Origin of the sequence: Mesorhizobium sp. M0040, from assembly GCF_040323505.1 — a bacterium.
In the GTDB taxonomy this organism is placed as follows: Bacteria; Pseudomonadota; Alphaproteobacteria; order Rhizobiales; family Rhizobiaceae; genus Mesorhizobium.
Genome location: NZ_JAMYVA010000008.1, coordinates 133,670 through 152,947, shown reverse-complemented (window position 1 = coordinate 152,947; position 19,278 = coordinate 133,670). Strand labels below are relative to the sequence as shown.

General features: G+C 63.5%; 20 protein-coding genes. 10 read left to right on the top strand and 10 right to left on the bottom strand.

Annotation, left to right across the window (positions count from 1 at the left end; genetic code table 11):
- Nucleotides 1-64 precede the first annotated feature (64 nt).
- The 7 genes from NKJ91_RS10065 to NKJ91_RS10035 all read left to right on the top strand — a co-directional run bounded on the left by NKJ91_RS10065 (nucleotide 65) and on the right by NKJ91_RS10035 (nucleotide 7,923).
- Complete coding sequence (locus NKJ91_RS10065; RefSeq protein WP_352455403.1) at nucleotides 65-1,501, top strand: multicopper oxidase family protein; 1,437 nt, start codon at nucleotides 65-67, stop codon at nucleotides 1,499-1,501.
- A gap of 28 nt (nucleotides 1,502-1,529) precedes the next feature.
- Nucleotides 1,530-1,970 (top strand): DUF411 domain-containing protein, encoded by a 441-nt coding sequence (locus NKJ91_RS10060; RefSeq protein ID WP_352452325.1) that lies wholly within the window; start codon nucleotides 1,530-1,532, stop codon nucleotides 1,968-1,970.
- A 7-nt stretch (nucleotides 1,971-1,977) separates the two neighbouring features.
- Nucleotides 1,978-2,505, top strand: coding sequence for a TlpA family protein disulfide reductase (locus NKJ91_RS10055; RefSeq protein WP_352455402.1), 528 nt, complete (start codon nucleotides 1,978-1,980; stop codon nucleotides 2,503-2,505).
- Between the two features lie 67 nt (nucleotides 2,506-2,572).
- A complete protein-coding gene (locus NKJ91_RS10050; RefSeq protein ID WP_352455401.1) occupies nucleotides 2,573-3,256 on the top strand; it encodes an SCO family protein in 684 nt (227 codons plus the stop codon).
- A 53-nt stretch (nucleotides 3,257-3,309) separates the two neighbouring features.
- Nucleotides 3,310-4,089, top strand: coding sequence for a DsbA family protein (locus tag NKJ91_RS10045; RefSeq protein ID WP_031211922.1), 780 nt, complete (start codon nucleotides 3,310-3,312; stop codon nucleotides 4,087-4,089).
- Nucleotides 4,086-4,652, top strand: a complete 567-nt coding sequence (locus tag NKJ91_RS10040) for a hypothetical protein (RefSeq protein ID WP_352455400.1) — start codon at nucleotides 4,086-4,088, stop codon at nucleotides 4,650-4,652. Before NKJ91_RS10045 ends, NKJ91_RS10040 begins: the two co-directional genes overlap by 4 nt.
- A gap of 736 nt (nucleotides 4,653-5,388) precedes the next feature.
- A complete protein-coding gene (locus tag NKJ91_RS10035) occupies nucleotides 5,389-7,923 on the top strand; it encodes an NAD-dependent epimerase/dehydratase family protein (protein WP_352455399.1) in 2,535 nt (844 codons plus the stop codon).
- Here NKJ91_RS10035 and NKJ91_RS10030 read toward each other — a convergent pair.
- From NKJ91_RS10030 to NKJ91_RS10020, 3 genes are read right to left on the bottom strand one after another with little or no spacing between them, the layout of a single operon-like run.
- Entirely contained in the window at nucleotides 7,920-9,140 is a 1,221-nt protein-coding gene (locus tag NKJ91_RS10030; RefSeq protein WP_352455398.1) for an NAD(P)/FAD-dependent oxidoreductase, read from the bottom strand. The genes NKJ91_RS10035 and NKJ91_RS10030 overlap by 4 nt on opposite strands.
- Entirely contained in the window at nucleotides 9,137-9,850 is a 714-nt protein-coding gene (locus tag NKJ91_RS10025; RefSeq protein WP_352455397.1) for a methyltransferase domain-containing protein, read from the bottom strand. Before NKJ91_RS10025 ends, NKJ91_RS10030 begins: the two co-directional genes overlap by 4 nt.
- On the bottom strand, nucleotides 9,847-10,914 hold the full coding sequence (locus NKJ91_RS10020; RefSeq protein WP_352455396.1) for a type III polyketide synthase: 1,068 nt from the start codon (nucleotides 10,912-10,914) through the stop codon (nucleotides 9,847-9,849). The genes NKJ91_RS10025 and NKJ91_RS10020 overlap by 4 nt, the downstream gene beginning before the upstream one ends.
- Before the next feature lie 264 nt (nucleotides 10,915-11,178).
- Between NKJ91_RS10020 and cueR the strand changes: the two genes are divergently transcribed.
- Complete coding sequence (cueR, locus tag NKJ91_RS10015; RefSeq protein WP_352455395.1) at nucleotides 11,179-11,577, top strand: Cu(I)-responsive transcriptional regulator; 399 nt, start codon at nucleotides 11,179-11,181, stop codon at nucleotides 11,575-11,577.
- Between the two features lie 42 nt (nucleotides 11,578-11,619).
- Here the strand turns inward: cueR and NKJ91_RS10010 are convergent, their stop codons facing one another.
- On the bottom strand, nucleotides 11,620-12,102 hold the full coding sequence (locus NKJ91_RS10010; RefSeq protein ID WP_352452336.1) for a DUF2127 domain-containing protein: 483 nt from the start codon (nucleotides 12,100-12,102) through the stop codon (nucleotides 11,620-11,622).
- A 41-nt stretch (nucleotides 12,103-12,143) separates the two neighbouring features.
- Between NKJ91_RS10010 and NKJ91_RS10005 the strand changes: the two genes are divergently transcribed.
- Nucleotides 12,144-12,686, top strand: a complete 543-nt coding sequence (locus tag NKJ91_RS10005) for a phosphatase PAP2 family protein (RefSeq protein ID WP_352455394.1) — start codon at nucleotides 12,144-12,146, stop codon at nucleotides 12,684-12,686.
- A 17-nt stretch (nucleotides 12,687-12,703) separates the two neighbouring features.
- Nucleotides 12,704-13,261 carry a cytochrome c gene (locus NKJ91_RS10000; protein WP_352455393.1) on the top strand — a complete coding sequence of 186 codons (558 nt, stop codon included), beginning with the start codon at nucleotides 12,704-12,706 and terminating at the stop codon, nucleotides 13,259-13,261.
- 5 nt (nucleotides 13,262-13,266) lie between these two features.
- Here NKJ91_RS10000 and atzF read toward each other — a convergent pair whose 3' ends face one another.
- Genes atzF through NKJ91_RS09970 form a run of 6 tightly spaced genes read right to left on the bottom strand, consistent with a single transcriptional unit; the run spans nucleotide 13,267 to nucleotide 19,268 of the window.
- Nucleotides 13,267-15,075 (bottom strand): allophanate hydrolase, encoded by a 1,809-nt coding sequence (gene atzF / locus NKJ91_RS09995; protein WP_352455392.1) that lies wholly within the window; start codon nucleotides 15,073-15,075, stop codon nucleotides 13,267-13,269.
- On the bottom strand, nucleotides 15,072-15,422 hold the full coding sequence (locus tag NKJ91_RS09990; protein WP_352455391.1) for a cupin domain-containing protein: 351 nt from the start codon (nucleotides 15,420-15,422) through the stop codon (nucleotides 15,072-15,074). Before NKJ91_RS09990 ends, atzF begins: the two co-directional genes overlap by 4 nt.
- Nucleotides 15,415-16,083, bottom strand: a complete 669-nt coding sequence (locus NKJ91_RS09985) for a cysteine hydrolase family protein (protein WP_352455390.1) — start codon at nucleotides 16,081-16,083, stop codon at nucleotides 15,415-15,417. The genes NKJ91_RS09990 and NKJ91_RS09985 overlap by 8 nt, the downstream gene beginning before the upstream one ends.
- Entirely contained in the window at nucleotides 16,083-17,615 is a 1,533-nt protein-coding gene (locus NKJ91_RS09980; protein WP_352455389.1) for an ABC transporter ATP-binding protein, read from the bottom strand. The genes NKJ91_RS09985 and NKJ91_RS09980 overlap by 1 nt, the downstream gene beginning before the upstream one ends.
- A gap of 10 nt (nucleotides 17,616-17,625) precedes the next feature.
- Entirely contained in the window at nucleotides 17,626-18,327 is a 702-nt protein-coding gene (gene biuH, locus NKJ91_RS09975) for a biuret amidohydrolase (RefSeq protein WP_352455388.1), read from the bottom strand.
- A gap of 14 nt (nucleotides 18,328-18,341) precedes the next feature.
- The gene (locus NKJ91_RS09970) at nucleotides 18,342-19,268 is read right to left on the bottom strand and encodes an ABC transporter permease (RefSeq protein WP_352455387.1); all 927 of its coding nucleotides are present in this window, start codon (nucleotides 19,266-19,268) and stop codon (nucleotides 18,342-18,344) included.
- Between the last annotated feature and the right edge of the window lie 10 nt (nucleotides 19,269-19,278).

Below are 19,278 nucleotides of genomic sequence, written 5' to 3'. Positions count from 1 at the left end.
GGGCGCGGTGGCAATTCAATCGACGTCGCGACGTTCGCCGTCGGTTACCGCAAGGGTCACAAAAGTGAATTCCGTTTCAAATCCGTTCATAACGCGCCGCAAATTCCTGCTTGCGGCAGCGAGCATTGCCGCCGCAGTGCCGATCCGCCCTGCGCGGGCGATGGCCACCGGCGAATACCGGATCAGGGTGGCGCCGGGCCAGGCCCGGTTCGCCGGCCCTGATGGTCCGCGCACTCCGGTATGGGCCTATGATGGCACGGTCCCCGGCCCGACACTGCGCTTACGCCAGGGGCAGCCCGCTCGCATCATCGTCGAGAACGGACTGGACGAAGACAGCACGGTTCACTGGCATGGCATCCGGCTGCCGAACGCGATGGATGGCGTGCCCGGCCTGACGCAGAAGCCGATCAGGCCAGGTGAAAATTTCATCTATGAATTCACCCCGCCCGATGCCGGCACCTTCTGGTATCACCCGCACGCCAACAGCCTGGTCCAGCTCGGCCGTGGCCTTGCCGGCGCACTGGTCGTCGAGGAGGTCGAGCCGGTCGCCGTCGACCGTGACATTCTGTGGCTGCTGCAGGACTGGCGGCTTGCGGCCGATGGGCAGATCGCCGGCGGCTTCGGCAGTGCCATGGATGCGTCGATGTCGGGTCGCGTCGGCAATGTCGTCACCGTCAACGGCACGGGGCCAGGCGATCGGAGCGTGAAGGCCGGCGAGCGCGTCAGGCTGCGGCTCGCCAATGCCTCGCTTGCCCGCATGATGGCGCTGCGCTTCGAAGGCCACCGTCCGGTCGTCGTCGCCATCGACGGCCAGCCCTGCGATCCGCATGAACCGGAGGGCGGTCGCCTGGTGCTGGCGCCCGCCATGCGCATCGACATCGTGCTCGACATGCAGGGCCACCCCGGCAGCCGCCACGCGGTGATCGACGATTTCTACGACGGCCTCGCCTATACGCTGACCACGCTGGCCTATGACGCAGCGCCGCCGCTGAGAACCCATCCGCTCGACACGCCTGTCGGCCTGCCGCGCAACCCCTTGCCCCGGCCCGACCTCGCTGGCGCCGAGCGCCAGGAGATCGTCCTGCAGGGCGGCATGATGGGCGGCGGCAAGCTCAAGGGCGTCGGCGGCATGATGGGCATGGGGATGATGGACATGAACGGCGGTGCGGCCTGGGCGATCAACGGCATGTCGATGACCGGCGACGGCCATGCCGGCATGGCGCCGCAGTTCACGCTGAAACGCGGTGTGACCTGCCATCTCACCATGCGCAACGAAACCGCCTGGTGGCACCCGATGCATGTCCACGGCTTCAGCCTGTCGGTCATCTCGCGCAACGGCTCGCCGGTGCCGCACCGGCAATGGCAGGACACGGTGCTGCTCGCCCCCAAGGATACGATCGAATGCGCCTTCGTCGCCGACAATCCCGGCGACTGGATGCTGCACTGCCATGTCGCCGATCACCAGATGGCCGGCCTGATGACGGCGTTCCGCGTGACCTGAAACTTTTATCCAACCAAGGAGAACTGCAATGAAACTGACCTACCGCCTTGCCGCCCTGTCCCTGCTGATCGCAACGCCGCTGCCCGCCTTCGCCGCAACGATCAACGCCGTCATGTACAAGAACCCGCAATGCAGCTGCTGCGAGTCCTACGCCAACTATCTCGAGCACAACGGCTTCAAGGTCGACATCAAGCCGGTCAACAATCTCTCCCAGATCAGCAGCGATGCCGGTGTGCCGGCCGACCTCGAAGGCTGCCACACGCTGATGGTCGACGGCTATATCGTCGATGGCCTGGTGCCGGTCGAGATCGTCAAGAAGCTTTTGACCGAGCGCCCTGCGATCACCGGCATAACGCTCGCCGGCATGCCGGCCGGCGCCCCAGGCATGGGTGGCGAGAAGCAAGGCCCCTTCGTCGTCTACGCCTTCACCAAGGACGGCAAGGCGCCCACCGTCTACGCGACCGAGTGAGGACATTGTGAGCAAACTAGCCGTGGTCCTGGTTGGCATGCTGCTGGCGTTTTCGTGGCCGGTATCAGCCGCTGAGCCGCCGCAGAACTTTGCCGTTCACGAGGCGCCCGTCCCCGTGCCGGAAATCAGCTTCGAGGATGGCAATGGCAAGCCGAAAATGCTTGCGGATTTCCACGGCAAGGTCGTGCTGCTTAACGTCTGGGCGACATGGTGCGCGCCCTGCCGCAAGGAGATGCCTACGCTCGATCGCCTACAGGCCAAACTCGGCGGTCCGGATTTCGAGGTCGTCGCGCTGTCCATGGACCGCGCCGGTCCTGAGATTGTGAAGAAGTTCTTCGCCGAGATCGGCATCAAGCACCTCGCCCTCAACATCGACGTCTCGGGCAGGGCCATGTTCGCCATCGGAACCGTCGGCCTTCCGGCAACCCTGCTGGTCGACCGCGACGGCAAGGAGATCGGCCGGCTGATTGGGCCGGCCGAATGGGACGCCCCCGACATGGTCGACTTCATCCGCAGCCGCATCGCCGCCAAGTGAGAAAGGGACAGATATGTTCGGGCTAAAGGCTCGCTGCGTTGCATCGGCTTTGAACGAATGGAGGTGCTTGCTGCTAAACGTAATTGCCATTGCGGCGCTGACCGCGGGCCTTTCGTATCAGGCGCAAGCCCACTCGCTCGACGAAATCGACGCCACGCTTGAGGCCGACGAGAAATATTTCCAGCCGATCGACAAGCCGGCGCCTGATTTCACGCTGCGCGCCGCCGACGGGCGTGTCGTGCGGACGGCCGATCTGCGCGGCAAGGTGGTCGTCCTCCACTTCATCTACACGTCGTGCCCGGATGTGTGCCCCCTTCATGCCGAGAAGATCGCCGAGATCCAGAAAATGGTGAACGGCACGCCGATGAAGGACCGGGTCAGCTTTGTGACCATCACCACCGACCCGACCAGGGACACGCCGGACGTGCTCAGCAAATACGGGCCGGCGCACGGGCTCGATCCCGTCAATTGGCTGTTCCTGACCACGATGGAGGATCAGCCGGAGGATGCGACCCGCAGACTGGCGGAGGCCTTCGGCCACAAGTTCACGCTGACGGATGATGGTTATCAGATGCACGGCACCATCACCCATGTGATCGACAAGGAGGGCCGCTGGCGGGCGAATTTCCATGGCCTGGATTTCGCATCGGTCAATCTCGTCACATTCGTCAATGCGCTTACCAACAATGTCGAGCGCCCGCACCATGAGCAGGAAACGGGATGGTGGGCGAAAATCAAGGGCATGTTCTGAGGCATCATTTGCACGTGCCGGCGGTCCGGCGAAACAGAGGGAAGGAGAACCCTGTGACCCACAAGTCCAATCCATTGAGCGGAGCCGTCGGCAAAATGGCCCGTGCCGTCATGCTGGCCGGCGCGACGATCTGGCTCGCGCTCGGTCTCCACAATCAGGCGATCGCCGCGGGCGAGATGTCCCAGGACCAGTTCGACCAGCGCATTCACGACTACATTCTTGCGCATCCAGAGGTGCTCGTGCAGTCGCTGCAGAGCCTCGACGCCCGCCAGCGCGAGGCTGCCGCAAAAGAGGCGAAAGCCGCTTTGACGGACAAGGCGGACGAGATTTTCCGGGACCCGGCGAGCCCGGTCGGCGGCAACGCCGAAGGCGACGTCACCATGGTCGAGTTCTTCGACTACAACTGCCCCTATTGCCGGCAGGTTGCGCCGATCATGGCGCAAGCAATGGCCGACGATCCGCAGCTCAAGATCGTCTACAAGGAATTCCCGATCCTCAGCACGGATTCCGTATTTGCTTCCAAGGCGGCTCTCGCCGCAGTGCGCCAGGGCAAATACATGGCGTTCCACAAGGCCTTGTATGCGGTGAAGACGCGGGTGACCGAAGCGGTCGTGCTGAAGGTGGCTGCCGACGTCGGTCTCGATGTGGCTAAACTGAAGACCGACATGCAGCAGCCCGATATCCAGGCGTCGATCGACCGGAATACGCAACTGGCCCAGGCGCTGAAGATCAGCGGAACGCCAAGCTTCGTCGTTGGCGAGCAGATTTTCCCCGGCGCGACCGACCTCGCAACGATGAAGAAACTGATCGAGCAGGCGAGGACCAGCAAATGAGCCGAATATTTTGCCCAAACCGACGGACGGTTGTTCTGGGGAGCGCCTTTGGCGCCGCTGCGGTCGTGAGCCTGCTCAAGGGGCCGGATTTGGCGATCGCCGCTGAGGATCCCGATCTGGCACGCCGTTTCAGATATCTCAGCCAGAACGGCAACAGCACGTGTTCGACCAAGTTCACGGAATCGATCGCGACCATGCCGGCAACGTCGCGGATCACGGGCTCGTGCTGCAGCCCGATGGAGACGAAGCGCTATGCCGAGCAGGTGAGCGGCCTGGCCAGGTACCGCGAGATTGCGATGATCCCAAGCGATCCGTACGATATTCCGGCCGGCATCGCACAGAAGATGATGCCCTACTACGATGTGAAACTCTCCGGCGAAGAGCAGCAGGCCTACGACTATGCGATGGCCAATTCCAACGAGAAAGGTCCATGCTGCTGCCAATGCTGGCGCTGGAAAGTGTATGGCGGGCTGGCGAAGTTCCTGATCCGCGAGCACGGTTTCACCGGCAAGCAGGTCGTCGACGTCTGGGATCTCTCAGACGGCTGCGGCGGAGGAGAGTAGAGCCGGGCGACAACTCGGCTGCGGTTCAACAAGCGCTCTCAACCTGTTCTAGCTTCTTGAAAGGAGCGCTTGACCTTCCGGTGGCTGGAACCGTCAGGCTCATTGCTAACTTCCGGAGGTCGTCCAATTGCGGACCGAACCATGAATGTCGAAAGGCAGCTACTGGCCCTGTCAGAGAGGCATATCGGCAAGGCAGATCAGATGTCGCGGAACACTTGCTGCGGGCGCTGGAGGCGCTGGATTAAAGCCCTGCCCTTTCGGAGTTACCGCGTGGCCAGCATGTTCTGGCAGAAGCCTATTATGTACTCGTTCGTCTATAGCATTGAACGTGCCTTGATTGACCGGCAAGCCACCGCCTTCGTGGGCTGATCGAGTTCGCCTTGACGGGCGTACATGGCGAACTAGTTCCCCTCGCAATCGCCGGTGGCAGCGGCGGCGGGAGGGATGGTTGTGATGATGATGGACGGTTCAATGTGGATGATGGGCGGCATGGCGCTCATTTGGGTCCCGGTGCTTGTCACCCTCGTGCTCGCGATCGCGGCGCTGGTCAAATATTTGCGAACCTGACGGCATAGGCAGTCGGGGTCAAAAGAGCAAAAAGGGCGGAAAGTTGTAGTCGTCATCGGAAGCAGCAGCGTCATCGGGTCGGCGTCGGAACTGGTCCGGCCCCTCGGCTCTTAACGTCTGTCGCCTTCGGCCCTCTCAGGAGTGGCAAATCGCCGGCTATGAGGTCTGGATGGCGAAGCGCAAAGACACGGTTATTGTTACCGGCAGCACCGGCTTCATCGGCTCGGCTCTGGTCAACAGCTTCGCCGACCGGTTTGCTCTCGTCGGCCTCGACCGGGCGGCGACGCGTCAGCCGCCGCCGGCCGCGGAGTGCGTCTGCATCGACCTGACATCGGAGGACGCCGTGGCAGCCGGCTTGGCGCGCGTGCGGACGGCCTATGGCGCCCGCCTCGCCTCGGTGATCCATCTTGCGGCCTATTTCGATCTCACAGGCGAACGGAACCCGCTCTACGAAAAGATTACGGTTGGCGGCACCGAGAAGCTCCTGCGCGCCCTGAAACAATTTGAGGTCGAGCAGTTTGTCTTCATGAGTTCGATGCTGGCGCACAAGGGTGGCCGACCAGGCGACATCATCGATGAGGATTGGCCGCTCGAATCGAACCTACCCTACCGCACCTCGAAGATCGAGACCGAGCGCCTGATCCATGAGCAGCACGGGGCGATCCCTGTCGTCTATGCCAGGCCGGCCGGCGTCTATGATGATCTCGGCCGTAACGCATTCCTCGCCAATCAGATTGCGCGTATCTACGAAGAGGATCCGACCGGGCATGTATATCCGGGTGACCTGCTCACCGGGCAGTCGTTCCTGCATCTGGAAGACCTCACCGATGCGGTGGGGCGCCTTATAGATCGGCGGAAGAAACTTCCCACGGAGCTGGCGCTGCTTCTCGGCGAGCCTGAGGTCATGGGCTACGGCGAACTTCAAGCCGAGATTGGTCGGTTGATCCGTGGCGAGAACTGGGAGACACGGGAGGTGCCGAAGGCGCTCGCCAAGGCGGGTGCCTGGGTCCAACAGGACGTGCTGGGCGAAGAATCATTCGTTCGTCCCTGGATGGTCGATATCGCCGACGACCACTACGCGATCGATATCAGCCGTGCCCGCAATGTCCTCGGCTGGCAGCCCCGGCATTCCCTGCGCGAGACGTTGCCGCGGATCGTCGACGCGCTCAAGGCAGATCCCGCCGGCTGGTATCGGGCCAACAAGCTCAACGCGGCCAAGGTGGCCGGCAGCGGAACAAAAGCGCGAGAGAAAGACAAGGCGTTCGAGGCCAAACACGACAAGATGAAACCCGGACACATGGCCGAGATGGCGGGGATGGGCCAGCAGATGCTGTGGGCTCATTTCCTGGTCATCACGCTTGGCGTGTGGCTCCTCACCAGCCCGCTTCAGTTCGCGCTGTTCGATCCGGCGGCGGCCGGCACTGTGCGTGACGTCACGCAAGAGCGTGGACTGTGGGAACCGGTGCTGCGCAACGCGCTCACCGGCTGGAGCGACATTGTCTCGGGCTTGCTGCTGATGCTGTTTGGCGGGCTCGCACTGTCGCCGCGTTTTTCCTGGGCGCAATGGGGCACGACGATCGCCGGCCTGTGGCTGCTGTTCGCGCCGCTGTTCTTCTGGACGCCGAGCGCCGCCGCCACCATGAACGACACGATCGTCGGCGCGCTGGCCATCGCTTCCTCGGTGCTCGTCCCGATGATGCCGGGCATGAGCCACGAAGGGATGATGGACGAGAGCACCGTTCCGCCTGGCTGGACCTACTCGCCGTCATCCTGGCTGCAGCGCCTGCCGATCATCGCGCTCGGTTTCTTCGGTTTCCTCATCGCCCGCTATCTCACTGCCTACCAGCTCGGCCATGTGGGTGCTGTCTGGGAGCCATTCTTCCTCGGCGGAGACGGCAGGAACGGCACGGAATTCATCATCACATCCGACGTTTCTCGAGCCTGGCCAGTCGCTGATGCCGGGCTTGGCGCCGTGGCCTATATGATCGAAACCCTGATGGGCGCGATGGGCACGGCGACCCGCTGGCGCACCATGCCCTGGATGGTGACCTTCTTCTTCATCCTGGTGGTGCCGCTCGGCGGCGTCTCGATCTTCTTCATCATCATCCAGCCGATCATGATCGGCACCTATTGCACACTGTGCCTCATCGCGGCGGCGGCCATGCTGGTCATGATCCCGCTGACGCTGGACGAGGTGGTCGCCATGGGCCAGTACATGCTGCGCAGCGTGCGGACAGACCGTCCGTTCTGGCGCACCTTTTTCCAAGGCGGGCCGGAGCCGAACGGCGAGGCGGACAAGAACGATCCCGGCTTTTCCGCCGCGCTTGCCGCACAGTCCGCCGCAGCCATTCGCGGTGTCACGTTTCCATGGACGCTGGTCGCATGCTGTATCGTCGGCGGTTGGCTGATGGTCTCGCGGCTGGTCTTCGGCACGGCCGGCGCCATTGCAAACAGCGATCACCTCTCGGGCGCCATGATCATCACGATCGCGGTCTGCGCCATGGCCGAGGTGGCACGGCCATTGCGTTTCCTCAACCTGCCGTTCGGGTTATGGCTGATCGCAGCGCCCTGGCTGCTCGACGGCGCGACCAGAGGTTCGACATTGAACAATGCCGTCGCAGGGCTAGTTGTGATCGGCCTCAGCCTGCCTCGGGGGCGCCGAAGCAAGGAGCACTACGGCTCATGGGACCGCTATGTCGCCTAGACGAAGCCTGGAACCGGCTTGGTCTTGCCGCTCAGTTGCGCGCCCAGCGTCAGGGCCTGCGGGAAATTCTGGACGATCGCCGCCATCAAGGTGGCGCTGCCGGGGCGAAGGGCAATTCCGGCAACGGCCGCGGCGGCGTAGACCCGTGTCGAAAACAGTCTTTTCCAGGCCGCCTCGTAGCGTCTGGCGGCAGCCTCGCGCCCTGCTCGGCCACTTGGCGCGTATGCGAGTTCGCAAGCCAGCAGCCAGCCGGACTGAAGCGCCATCGAGATGCCCTCGGCGATGACAGGATGAGACTCTCCGGCTGCATTGCCGACGCGAAAGATGTCCCCTTCGTAGCACGAGCGAATTCCCGGCCGGATCGGACCTGCGGCAAGCCACGGACCGTCGAGGAGAGCCGGTTCCAGGGCGTCCCGCACGCCCCGGCATGAATTCAGGAGATGCCGGGAGACCGCATCGGCGGCCGACACGTGGCTCCGTTGTTTGGGGCCATATTGTTTACGCAGCCGCGCGAGCATATCGCGCCGGATGCAGCACGAGATCGACAACCGGCCATGATCCGCCGAAACCATGCCGCCGTAGCCGCCGGGAAAGGCCAGCAGAGGCATCAAATCCGGCGCCAGCGACGACCCGGTGAAATGCGCCTTGAAGCCGAGCAGGTCCGACGGGCGATTGGCCTTTCCGAGCTGGCTGGGCAATGGTCCCGGTTCCCAAGAGCCGTGAGCGGCGACAATCACCGGCGCTCGCAATATCGCCGCTTCATCCCCGGCCTGAATTCGCACCCTTTGCATCTCACCGTCCGGCTCGATGGCGACGGCGCGGCAGGGCTGGAAGATTTCGACACCCGCCGATCGCGCCGCCTGTAGAAGCAGAGAGTCGAGAATGTCCCGGCCGAGCGCCCGGCCAAAGCCATCTTTCGCACGAGGCCCAGCTCCTGCACCAGGCATTGCCGCGTCGACGCAGGTCTCGCCGGAAAACAGGCCGACGCGGCGGATATCGGGGCCCGCCTTGGCACGCCAGGCATCGCCGATCTCCAGCCGGTCGAGAAGCGCAAGATTGCTTGCCGAGATGTATTCGCCGCAGACCTTGCGGCGCGGAAATGCGGTCTTTTCCACAATTGCCACGGCCCATCCGCGCCGGGCCAGCGTGAGCGCGACGGAGGTGCCCGCCGGGCCGGCACCAATGACGATCGCGTCATGAGTCGACAATCGCGTCATGGCTCGACACTGGCACTGGCGCCGACGAAGATGTGGGAGAACAGGCCGGCGCGCCGCTCCTCGACCGGTTTGCCGTTGGCCGCAAGCCAGAGACGGGAAAGCTCGCTGCCGCGAAAGCCGGCACGCACGCTTTGCGCCGCGTCGTTTCGTGTGACGTCGTTGGCGCCGATTGCCGGCAGAAGACGGGTCGCGGCCAGCGGCAGTTTCGCCCGCAGCGGCTCTGTCGCGATGAGCAATGGGGCTTTCGGCCTGATCAGCGAAAACAGACGCACGAGCTGCGCATCGTCGAGGTGATGCAGGAACAGATTGACGGTGACGGCGTCGAACGGCGCACCCTCGATCTTTCCTGCCCAGTCGAAGACATCGGCGGTGACGCCTTCGGCCTTCCATCCCAGCCTGTCAAAATCATCGCGCAATTGCGTGGTGACGAGGTCGACGCGGTCGAGCATCACCAGTTCGACCCCGGGCCAATGCCCGGCCATGCGCCGCGCCACCGCCAGCATGAAGGAGCCATCGCCGGCGCCGATCTCCAGAATGCGGCGTGGCGGCGTTGGCACGAACCTCCTGAGCAACGACGTCATGATCGGCACCTGAAACATCAGCATATTGATGCGCCGAAGGTCGCGGCGCGCGGCCAGCGCTCGCGGATCTTCGGCCGCAAGTCCGTCGAGGATTTCCGGCGCAAGCTGCCGGTGCTCCAGGCCGCTCATGACACCGTTCGAAAGAGCATGGTTTCGGCCGTCAGCCCGGGTCCGAACGACATGCCGCAACCGAGCAGGCCGGGTGGCGCCTTCAACATCTCCTTCATCACGAACATGACGGTCGCCGACGACATGTTCCCGTATTGGCGCAACACCTCGCGCGATGGTTCCAGCGCGGTGGGCTCCAGTTTCAAGGCCCTTTCGACGGCGTCGAGCACCGAACGTCCACCCGGGTGTACGGCCCAAAGGTCGATGTCTTCCGTCGGCCGGCCGCCGAGCATGGCGGCCTGGCTGTTCCGCAACGCCTCATGAATCGCTGCCGGCACCTGGCCGGAAAGAACCATTTCGAAGCCGTGGTCGCGAATATTCCAGCGCATCAGATCCCGCCGCTTCCTCGCCACCAGACAGTGAAAGCTGTCGAGCTCGATGCCGGCCGGCTCGGCGGTGACGAGCGTGGCCGCGCAGCCGTCGCCCCAGATGCAGAACGACAGCAGTTTTTCCAGTTCGGTGGTTTCGCGCAGATGCATCGTGCAGAGCTCGATATTGACCAGCAGGATCTTGGCCTGCGGGTCCGAGCGGACGATGTGACGGGCCAGCTTGAGGCCGTTGATCGCCGCGTAGCACCCCATGAACCCGATCATCGTGCGTTCGACACTATCGGGCAGCCCGCAACGCGCGATCAGCTCCAGATCGATGCCCGGCGCCGAAAAGCCGGTGCAGGTGGTGACGATCAAATGGGTGATGCGGGAAGCGTCATCGCCAAGCTGCAATCCGTCGATGCCCTTTTGTGCCAGAACAGGTGCAGCATCGTCGAACATCGCCATTCTCATGGCCGTTCCGGGAAACGCGCCCCGGATGAAGGTCCCGGCCAGGTCGGCAGTTGGTCCTTCTGGGTCGGACGCCGGCGCAAAGCAGGAATAGCGGTGCTCGATGCCGGCAAGATCGGCCATGCGTTCGAAGATCCTCCGCCGATCGGCCGCGAGCATGGAGGCCGCGAAACGCAGGTAGAATTGATGAACCTCGTGCTCCGGCACCGCCGTCGCGATCCGGTTGATATAGGCGTTGACGGGCATATTCTGTCTCCTCGGCGTGTGCACGGTGTAACGTGCCGCCGGAGGGTCCTTGCTCATCGTTACCCGGTGTCGAACACCGGGTTTTGAGCGCTGTTCGATAAACGTTTCCGAAAACTGATTTCTTCCCGAAGGTTCAGTGTGCGCTGTTGGCAGGCAAACGGTTGGAGCGGGCGGGCGGTTGCGTCGGGCATCCAAAATCGCCACATCATGTTGACCTTCCATCTACTGGAAGGTCTATTTCCTCCGATAAAGGAGATTTCCGCCATGAACATCGGTATCGCATCCGAAAAATCCGGCCTGCCGGCCAAGACGATCCGTTACTACGAGGATATCGGGCTCTTGCACCCGGCTCGGACAGACAATGGCTATCGCGATTACTCGACGGCCGATATTCACCGGCTGCGCTTCCTGCAGCGCTCGCGAAGCCTGGGGTTTTCGGTCGACGAATGCCGCCAACTGCTGTCGCTGTACCAGGACAGGGAACGTGACAGCGCCGACGTGAAGGCGATCGCGAAAGCCAAGCTGGTCGAGATCGACAGGAAGATCGCCGAACTGGTCGGATTGCGCGGCCTGCTCCACCAATTGGTCAGTCACTGCCACGGCGACGAGCGGCCGGATTGCCCGATCATCGACGAGCTGGCAGGACAAGGCGTCGCCCAGTGAGGTGGATTGAAAATCGGAGCGGCTGACGTGCAAACTTCGCTGTCATGCCGGCTTGTGCTGCCGCACGACCTTCCATTCATGCCAGATCAGCACCATGACGACAGCATCGAATACGGTCAGGACAAGCAGGCCGAACGAATGGGTGTAGGAGTAGCGGTAGACTTGATAGAACATAAATGCGCCCAGCGCCGCAAGCGAAGCCGGATACGACCACAGCTTGCCTCTCAAAAGCCCGACAACGAGCAGCAGTTTTATCAGGCCGTGGCTAAGCAGGTAGAAGGCATAAAACTCCTTGCTGGCGACGGAAAAGTGGCTTGCCATCTGCGACAGATAGCCAGCTATGAAATCGTTCGGATCTTCGATCAATTCCTCTTGGGTGAATGTATTGACCCAGGAGGCAATGGCGTCGGTGGTGACGACATAAAGCAGGATCCCGCCCACGCATTCGATCAGGGCATGCGCCCCTTTAAGCCAGATGCTGAGCTCGAAAATCTGATGGATGCGGCGTTCGTCTACTGCTTTCACAAAATTCACCTTGCGATCGACAACAGCGGAAACGAGAAACGATGGATGCAGCTCTAACCCACTGGATCAACGCGGCAGCCGGGATCAGCCCTTTTCTTGATAAGGCAATGATCGCCGTCTCACAAATCGGCGTTCCGCTGATGGTGCTGGCTGTTGCCCTGCAATGGTGGGCAAAGGCCGACCGCCACCATGTGCGCCATGCTGCCTTGTCCGCCGGCTTGGCGTTCCTGCTCGGTCTGGCGATCAATCAGTTCATTTTGCTATTCGTCCACCGGCTGCGGCCCTACGATGCCGGCGTGACGCATCTGCTGATTGCGCCCAGCGCCGACTGGTCGTTTCCCTCCGACCACGCGACAGCCAGCTTTGCGGTTGTTGCGGCTCTTGCAATGCAAGGTCTGCCGCGCCGGACGCTGGCCCTCTCCATCATGGCATTGCTGATCTGCTGGTCGAGAATTTATATCGGCACCCACTATCTCACCGACGTGATAGGCGGTGCCATCACTGGCGTCTTAGGTGCCGTTGTGGTCCGATTGGCCTATCGCGAGAACTCCCGACTGGACAGTCTGGTCACAAGAATTCTCTAGCTCCTTATGTGCCAACGATGAGACGAGCAGCTATCATAGCGGTCCTGTCGCTTGCCTGCGTCTCTGTCGTGCTCGCCGCCGCCCATTCGGGTCGTGATGCGGTCATCCAGGCTCGCCAGGCCTCGATGAAGGAAATGGCCGCGGCGGCAAAGGCGATCGCTGGGATGTTCGACGGCAAGCAGGCGTACGACGCCGCGGCCTTCAAGGCGGCGGCCGAGACCATCCGCGCCCGCACCGGCCCTGCCCTGATTGCCGAATTCCCAAGCGCGACATTGGGTGCGCCGTCAGGCGCCAGGCCGGATATCGACCCCGCCCGCGCGGAGTTCGAAGAGCTGGCTCGCCACATCGGGACGCTGGCCAGCGCCTTGGCCTCCGACGCCGAGCGGGCGCCGCCGTTTATCACCGACGACATGAGAATGGGTTCCGGCCTGGCAATGGGCGGTGGCAGCCTGCTTGGCAAGCGACCATCACTCGCGGAAGCCGATCCCACTAAATTGCCGGCGGAGCACCTCCTGCATCTCATCTTGCAGGATTGCTCGAGCTGCCATTCGAAGTTCAGGCAAAAGGTCGAGTGATAGCGTCAGCTTCGCTGCAGCTGACCCGCCATGAAATTGCGCCAGCCGCCGAAATGCGAAATCTCCTTTGCATCGGTGAGGCCGGCACTTTCGACGAGGAAGCCTTTCGGCGAAGTTCCGTCATCAAGCAGAAGCGTCCCGATGCCGAGCGGCGGCGGGATCGCGGCAACAAAGCGCCCGAAGGCTTGTGGCGAGAGCCGCCAGACTTCGACCTCGATCGCTGTCCCCTTGCCATTGCAGCTGCGCTCGAGCCCCGGTCGCGACACCGACTGGCCGGCGAGCGCATAAAGCCGGTAGAGCGGCGCCGTTCTTGCCGCCCGGGCGAAAATCGCGCCGAGCTGCTGCAACTGGCCGTTCAGCGCCATCCCCGATAGATGCGCGCCGACCACGGCCAGCTCGATCGTGCCCTCGTCCACGCCCGCCTGAACATCGCCGCGCTGCGGCTGCGGCCAGCCGGTAGCACCAAGCGAAAGGCCGCTTGCCGCATGGACATCCTGCGCAAGCGACGCCGGCAGATGGTCCTTGCCCGCCGCGGCAACTAAGGTGACGCTCATCGGCAGACCGTCGCTGCGGGTTCCGCTCGGTACCGAAATGCCGCACATGTCGAGCAGATTGACGAAGTTGGTGTAAGTGCCAAGCCGGCTGTTGGTGACGATGGGGTCTGCCAATACCGCTTCAACCGTGTAATGCGTCGGCGCGGTCGGCACACAGAAAAGATCGACCGAGGCGATGACCGGCGCCAGCCTGGCCTTGTAGCCTTGCAAGGCATAGAGCCCGTTGAAGGCGTCCGCGGCTGAAAGTGTTCGCGCGCCGCCGATGATCTGCCGCGTCACCGGATGCATGGCGGCCTCTTTGGCTTCCATGAAGTCCCTGATCGCGGCATAACGCTCGGCCACCCAGGCGCCTTCGTAGAGCAGGTTGGCGGTGGCGTAGAAATCACCGAACGGGATTTCGACCAGCCGGCAGCCCAGCGTCTCCAGCGAGGCAAGAGCCGCCTCGAAACCCGCCTGCATCGCCTCGTCGCCGAAGAAGGTCCAGTCCGCCCTGACCGGCACGCCGACAGTCAGCACCGGCGGGCGCGCGGCAAGGCCCTGGACGCCGAGGTCACGCGAATAGGGGTCGGCGTCGTCCTTTGCCGCCGCCGCCTCGAACACGCGGTAGCCGTCATCGACGGTGAGCGCGAAGACCGAGATGCAGTCGAGCGTGCGGCAGGCCGGCACGACGCCGGCGGCCGACAGCGCGCCGACGCTCGGCTTCAGCCCGACGATGTTGTTGAGGCCGGCGGGAATGCGCCCCGAACCGGCGGTGTCGGTGCCGAGCGCGAAGGAGACGATGCCGCGCGCCGTCGCCACGGCCGAGCCGCACGAGGAACCGCCCGGCACCAGTTTCGGGTCGATCGCATTCCTCGGGATTGGATAGGGCGTGCGAACGCCGACCAGGCCGGTGGCGAACTGGTCGAGATTGGTCTTGCCGACAACCAGCGCGCCGGCGGCCTTGAGCCGCGCGACGACGGTGGCGTCTTTCGCCGGCAAGTAGGCATATTCCGCACAAGCCGCCGTGGTCGGCATGCCGGCGACGTCGATGTTGTCCTTGACCGCGAATGGCACGCCCCACAGCGGCTTTGCCGCGGGATCGAACGGGCCGAGCTTCTCTGCTTCGGCAAGCATCTCCGCCCTGCTCGCCAGATGGATGAAGATGCCCGGATCATCGGCCGCCGCGAGCCGCGCATGCACCGTATCGACCATCTCGCCGATGCTGACGCCGGCCTGATAGGCGGCGTGCAAGTTGCCTATGTCGAAGCGGATGTCGTTCATTTGGCCTCGCCCAGAATGACTACCGGCACGTTCCACTGGATGAGCACCACGCAGCCATCCTTCGTCCACACCGAGTGTTCGGTTCCGACCGGGTTCAGAATCACGCTGCCCGCGGCATGATCGCCGTTCTCGTCGCTCTGCGTGCCTTCCAGCACGATGATCGTCTCCAGCCCGGCATGGCGATGACGCGGCACGCTGGCGCCAGCCCGGTAGTTCAGGATGGCAACCGACGGTTCCATCGGCCCACCCTTGAGCAGCCAATGCACTGTGATGCCTTCGCGAAAATGCTCGAATGGCAGATCACGCCAGCCCCCTTGGATGAGAGCCGCGTATGCGACGTTAGGCATTGGAAAGTCCCTCGAGCACCTGGTCCGTCGTTGCCGTCCAGCCGACGATGGCGCCCTGCGCCCTGATCATGGCAAGGGCTGCCGCCTTGAACTCCGGAAAATAGCTCTCAGTGGCATCCTCCGCCAGAAGGCATTCATAGCCGCGGTCGTTGGCCTCGCGCATCGTCGTCTGCACGCAGACCTCCGTCGTCACCCCGGCAAAGACCAGTTGCTGTGCGCCAAGCCGCTTGAGGTCGTCGCCGAAGCTGGTGGCATAGAACGCGCCCTTGCCGGGTTTTTCGATGACGATCTCGCCAGGCAGTGGGGCAAGTTCATCGAGGATCGCCGTTCCCGGCTCCCCGACGATCAGCACACGACCCATCGGCCCGACATCGCCGATCCTGATCGACGGATTGCCGCGATTGCGCTTGGCCGGCGGCAGATCCGAAAGGTCTGCCTTGTGGCACTCCATCGTGTGGATCACCGGCAGGCCAGCGGCGCGAAACCCCTCGATCAGCCTCTTCACCGTCGGCACGATCGCCGTGACCCGGCTGACGTCATTGCCGAGGCTGGCGCCGAAGCCGCCGGGTTCGGCAAAGTCGCGCTGCATGTCGATGACGACCAGCGCCATCGCCTCGGGCTTGAACACAAACGGAAACGGCAGCGCCTCGATCCCAGCCATCAGTGATGTCCCGCCATGTGCTCGCCGATCGTCTGCACGCTCGCCTGCGCGATCGGCGTCTCGTAGACCAGCGCGCCGTCCGACATGACGAAGATGCGGTCCGAGAGCTCGAGCAGCTCATCAAGGTCCTCCGACATAAGGAGCACCGCGGCGCCGGCATTGCGCGCCTTCATGATGCGGGCGCGTATTTCGGCGACGGCGGAGAAGTCGAGGCCGAAGCAGGGGTTCGACACGATGAGCAAATCGACCTCGCCGGTCAGTTCCCGCGCCAGCACCGCGCGCTGCACATTGCCGCCCGAGAGCGACGAAATCGGCGAAGCGAGCGAGGCCGTCTTGACCTTGAACTGTTCGACCAGACGGGCCGCGTAGTCCCTGATCGCACTCATCCTGATCCAGTTGACCGGCTTGCCGGCCTCGTTGAGGTCGAAGGTCCGGAAGGCCATGTTTTCCGCCACCGTCATCTTCGGTGCGCAGGCATTGCGCAAGGGCTCCTCCGGAATGAAGCGGACATTGAGCGTGCGCGCCTCGCTGCGGCTGGCGCCATAGGGCGAGCCTTTCACCAGAACGTCGCCGCCATTGCGCGCCCGCTGTCCGGCAAGGACTTCGAGAAACTCCTTCTGGCCGTTGCCGGAGATGCCGGCAATGCCGACGATCTCACCCGACTTCACATCGAGTTCGCCGATGTCGATGGTTTTCAAACCGGTGCGGTCGGGCGCCTTCAGCGACTTTACCGTCAGCACCTGTCTGGCGCCGGCCGGCACCGGGGCGCGGCTGTCGAGTGCGGCGATCGGTTGGTCGCCGATCATCATCGCCGCCATCTGCTTGTGGGAAAGTTCGGAGACCTTTCCGGTTCCGGTCAGCCTGCCCTTGCGCAGCACGGTGATATCGTCGGCAAAGGCCGTCACCTCGTGGAATTTATGCGAGATCATCAGCACGGTGAGGTCGCCGGTCCTGGTCATGTCGCGCACCAGGCCAAGCACTTCGTGTGCCTCGCCGGGAGTGAGCACCGAAGTCGGCTCGTCGAGCACCAGGAAACTGCGGCCGAGATAGAGCTGCTTGATGATTTCGAGCTTCTGCTTCTCGCCGGCCGCAAGTTCCGCCACCTTGACGTCGAGCGGCAGCTTGAACGGCATACGCTGCATGAATTGCGCAAGTGCGGCGCGCTCCTTGCGCCAGTCGATGACGCCGGGCACCTTCTCGCGCGAAATGACCAGGTTCTCCGCGCCGGTCAGCGACGGGACGAGCGTGAAATGCTGGTAGACCATGCCGAGCCCCAATGCCGAGGCATCCTTCGGACTGGCGATCGCGACCTCGCGGCTATCAACCAGCATGTCGCCGGCGGTCGGATGGTAAAAACCCATCATGCATTTGACCAGCGTCGACTTGCCGGCGCCGTTTTCGCCGAGCAGCGCATGGAACGATCCCGCCGGCACCTTGATCGAGACGTCGTCCAGCGCGGTGAAGGCGCCGAAGCGCATGGTCATGCCGATGGTCTCGACGCCGACGGCCTTTTTGCCGATGCTTCCGCTCAAGATCGTGTCCTCACGGCAGCTGCGCGACGAAGGATGCCGAATTCGACACCGCGCCGAACACGCCGCCCTGCATCTTGATCATCTTGATCGCGGCGAGATGGTTTCCGTAATCGGTCGCGCCGCAGCAATCCTCCAGCATGACGCATTCAAAGCCGCGATCATTGGCCTCGCGCATCGTCGTGTGGACGCAAACATCGGTGGTGATGCCGGTCAGCGCGATGTTTTCGATGCCGCGCTGGTGCAGGATCAGCTCCAGGTCGGTGGCGCAGAACGAGCCCTTGCCCGGCTTGTCGATGATCGGCTCGCCAGCCGCCGGATAGAGGTCGGGGATGATGTCCCAGCCGGGTTCGCCGCGCACCAGGATGCGCCCGCAAGGCCCGGGGTCGCCGATGCCGGCATTGATGCGGCGCGAGCGCCAGTGCTTGTTGGCCGGCAGGTCGGCGAGATCGGGCCGATGGCCCTCGCGCGTGTGGATGATGGTGTAGCCCTTGGCCCGCATGGCTGCGAGCACCGACTTGATCGGCTCGATCGGCGCCCGCACCAGCGAAAGATCGTAGCCCATATGATCGACATAGCCGCCCGGCCCGCAGAAATCGGTCTGCATGTCGATGATGATCAATGCCGTATTGTCCGGCCGCAGCTCGCCATTATAGGGCCATGGATAGGGGTCGGCATCGATGTAGCGCTGGGTGATCTCGGCTCTGGCGTTCATCGGAAAAACTCCAGTCATTTGGTGATCGACAACTCGCCCGGCGCGCCGGCAAGCGAGCAGCTCGGCGACGAGGTGGCGGTCATGATGATGAGCGTGAGGATGTAAGGCGCGGCGTAGAAGAGATAGTAGCCCTGCGTCACCCCGACCGACTGCAACGCCGGGCCCAGCGCGCCGGCGCCGCCGAACAATAGTGCCGCGGCAAAGCAGCCGAGCGGATTCCAGCGCGCGAAGATAACCAGCGCCACCGCCATCAGGCCCTGCCCCGACGAGATGCGTTCGGTCCAGCTGCCGGGGTAATAAAGCGACAGATAGGCGCCGCCGATGCCGGCGAGCGCACCGCCGACACCTGTCGCAAGCAGGCGCACGGTGTTGGGATTGAGGCCCATGGCGCGCGCCGCATCGGAGCTGTCGCCGACGACGCGCACGATCAGGCCGGCGCGGGTGTTGCGAAAGGCCCACCACAGGAACAGCGCGAGTGCCGCGCCGATCAGGAACAGGACGTTGACGTTGAGCGCGGCCTGCACCTGCGGAATGTTCGACCAGCCACCGAAGGCGATGGCCGGCAGGTCGGGTGCCGAGGGCTGGATGAAGGGCTTGCCGAAGAAGAAGGCGAGACCCGAGCCGAACAGCATCATCGCAATGCCGATGGCGATGTCGTTCACCCCGCGGAATTTGCAGATCCAGCCGTGGAACAGGCCGAAGCAAAGACCGGCGCCTGCGGCAGCCAGCAGGCCGAGCCATGGCGAGCCGGTCATCACCGCGACGGCATAGGCGGTCATCGCACCGAAGACCAGCGTGCCTTCCAGGCCGAGGTTGATGCGGCCGGAGCGCTCGGTGATGGCTTCGCCCAGCGACACGAAGATGAAGGGCGTCGAAACGCGGATGGCGCCGCCGAGTATGGCGAGCGGCACCCCCCACAAGCCGATTTCGGTCGCGTCCATCAGCCAGTTC

Bases quoted from the DNA above. Each gene is read 5' to 3' on its own strand.
- NKJ91_RS10020 (WP_352455396.1), bottom strand. From the start codon at position 10,914: ATGCCCGTCAACGCCTATATCAACCGGATCGCGACGGCGGTGCCGGAG.
- NKJ91_RS10040 (WP_352455400.1), top strand. From the start codon at position 4,086: ATGAGCCGAATATTTTGCCCAAACCGACGGACGGTTGTTCTGGGGAGC.
- cueR (WP_352455395.1), top strand. From the start codon at position 11,179: ATGAACATCGGTATCGCATCCGAAAAATCCGGCCTGCCGGCCAAGACG.
- NKJ91_RS09985 (WP_352455390.1), bottom strand. From the start codon at position 16,083: ATGGCTGGGATCGAGGCGCTGCCGTTTCCGTTTGTGTTCAAGCCCGAG.
- NKJ91_RS10025 (WP_352455397.1), bottom strand. From the start codon at position 9,850: ATGAGCGGCCTGGAGCACCGGCAGCTTGCGCCGGAAATCCTCGACGGA.
- NKJ91_RS10060 (WP_352452325.1), top strand. From the start codon at position 1,530: ATGAAACTGACCTACCGCCTTGCCGCCCTGTCCCTGCTGATCGCAACG.
- biuH (WP_352455388.1), bottom strand. From the start codon at position 18,327: ATGAACGCCAGAGCCGAGATCACCCAGCGCTACATCGATGCCGACCCC.
- NKJ91_RS10005 (WP_352455394.1), top strand. From the start codon at position 12,144: ATGGATGCAGCTCTAACCCACTGGATCAACGCGGCAGCCGGGATCAGC.
- NKJ91_RS10035 (WP_352455399.1), top strand. From the start codon at position 5,389: ATGGCGAAGCGCAAAGACACGGTTATTGTTACCGGCAGCACCGGCTTC.
- NKJ91_RS09970 (WP_352455387.1), bottom strand. From the start codon at position 19,268: ATGGACGCGACCGAAATCGGCTTGTGGGGGGTGCCGCTCGCCATACTC.
- NKJ91_RS10000 (WP_352455393.1), top strand. From the start codon at position 12,704: ATGAGACGAGCAGCTATCATAGCGGTCCTGTCGCTTGCCTGCGTCTCT.
- NKJ91_RS09990 (WP_352455391.1), bottom strand. From the start codon at position 15,422: ATGCCTAACGTCGCATACGCGGCTCTCATCCAAGGGGGCTGGCGTGAT.
- NKJ91_RS10030 (WP_352455398.1), bottom strand. From the start codon at position 9,140: ATGACGCGATTGTCGACTCATGACGCGATCGTCATTGGTGCCGGCCCG.
- atzF (WP_352455392.1), bottom strand. From the start codon at position 15,075: ATGAACGACATCCGCTTCGACATAGGCAACTTGCACGCCGCCTATCAG.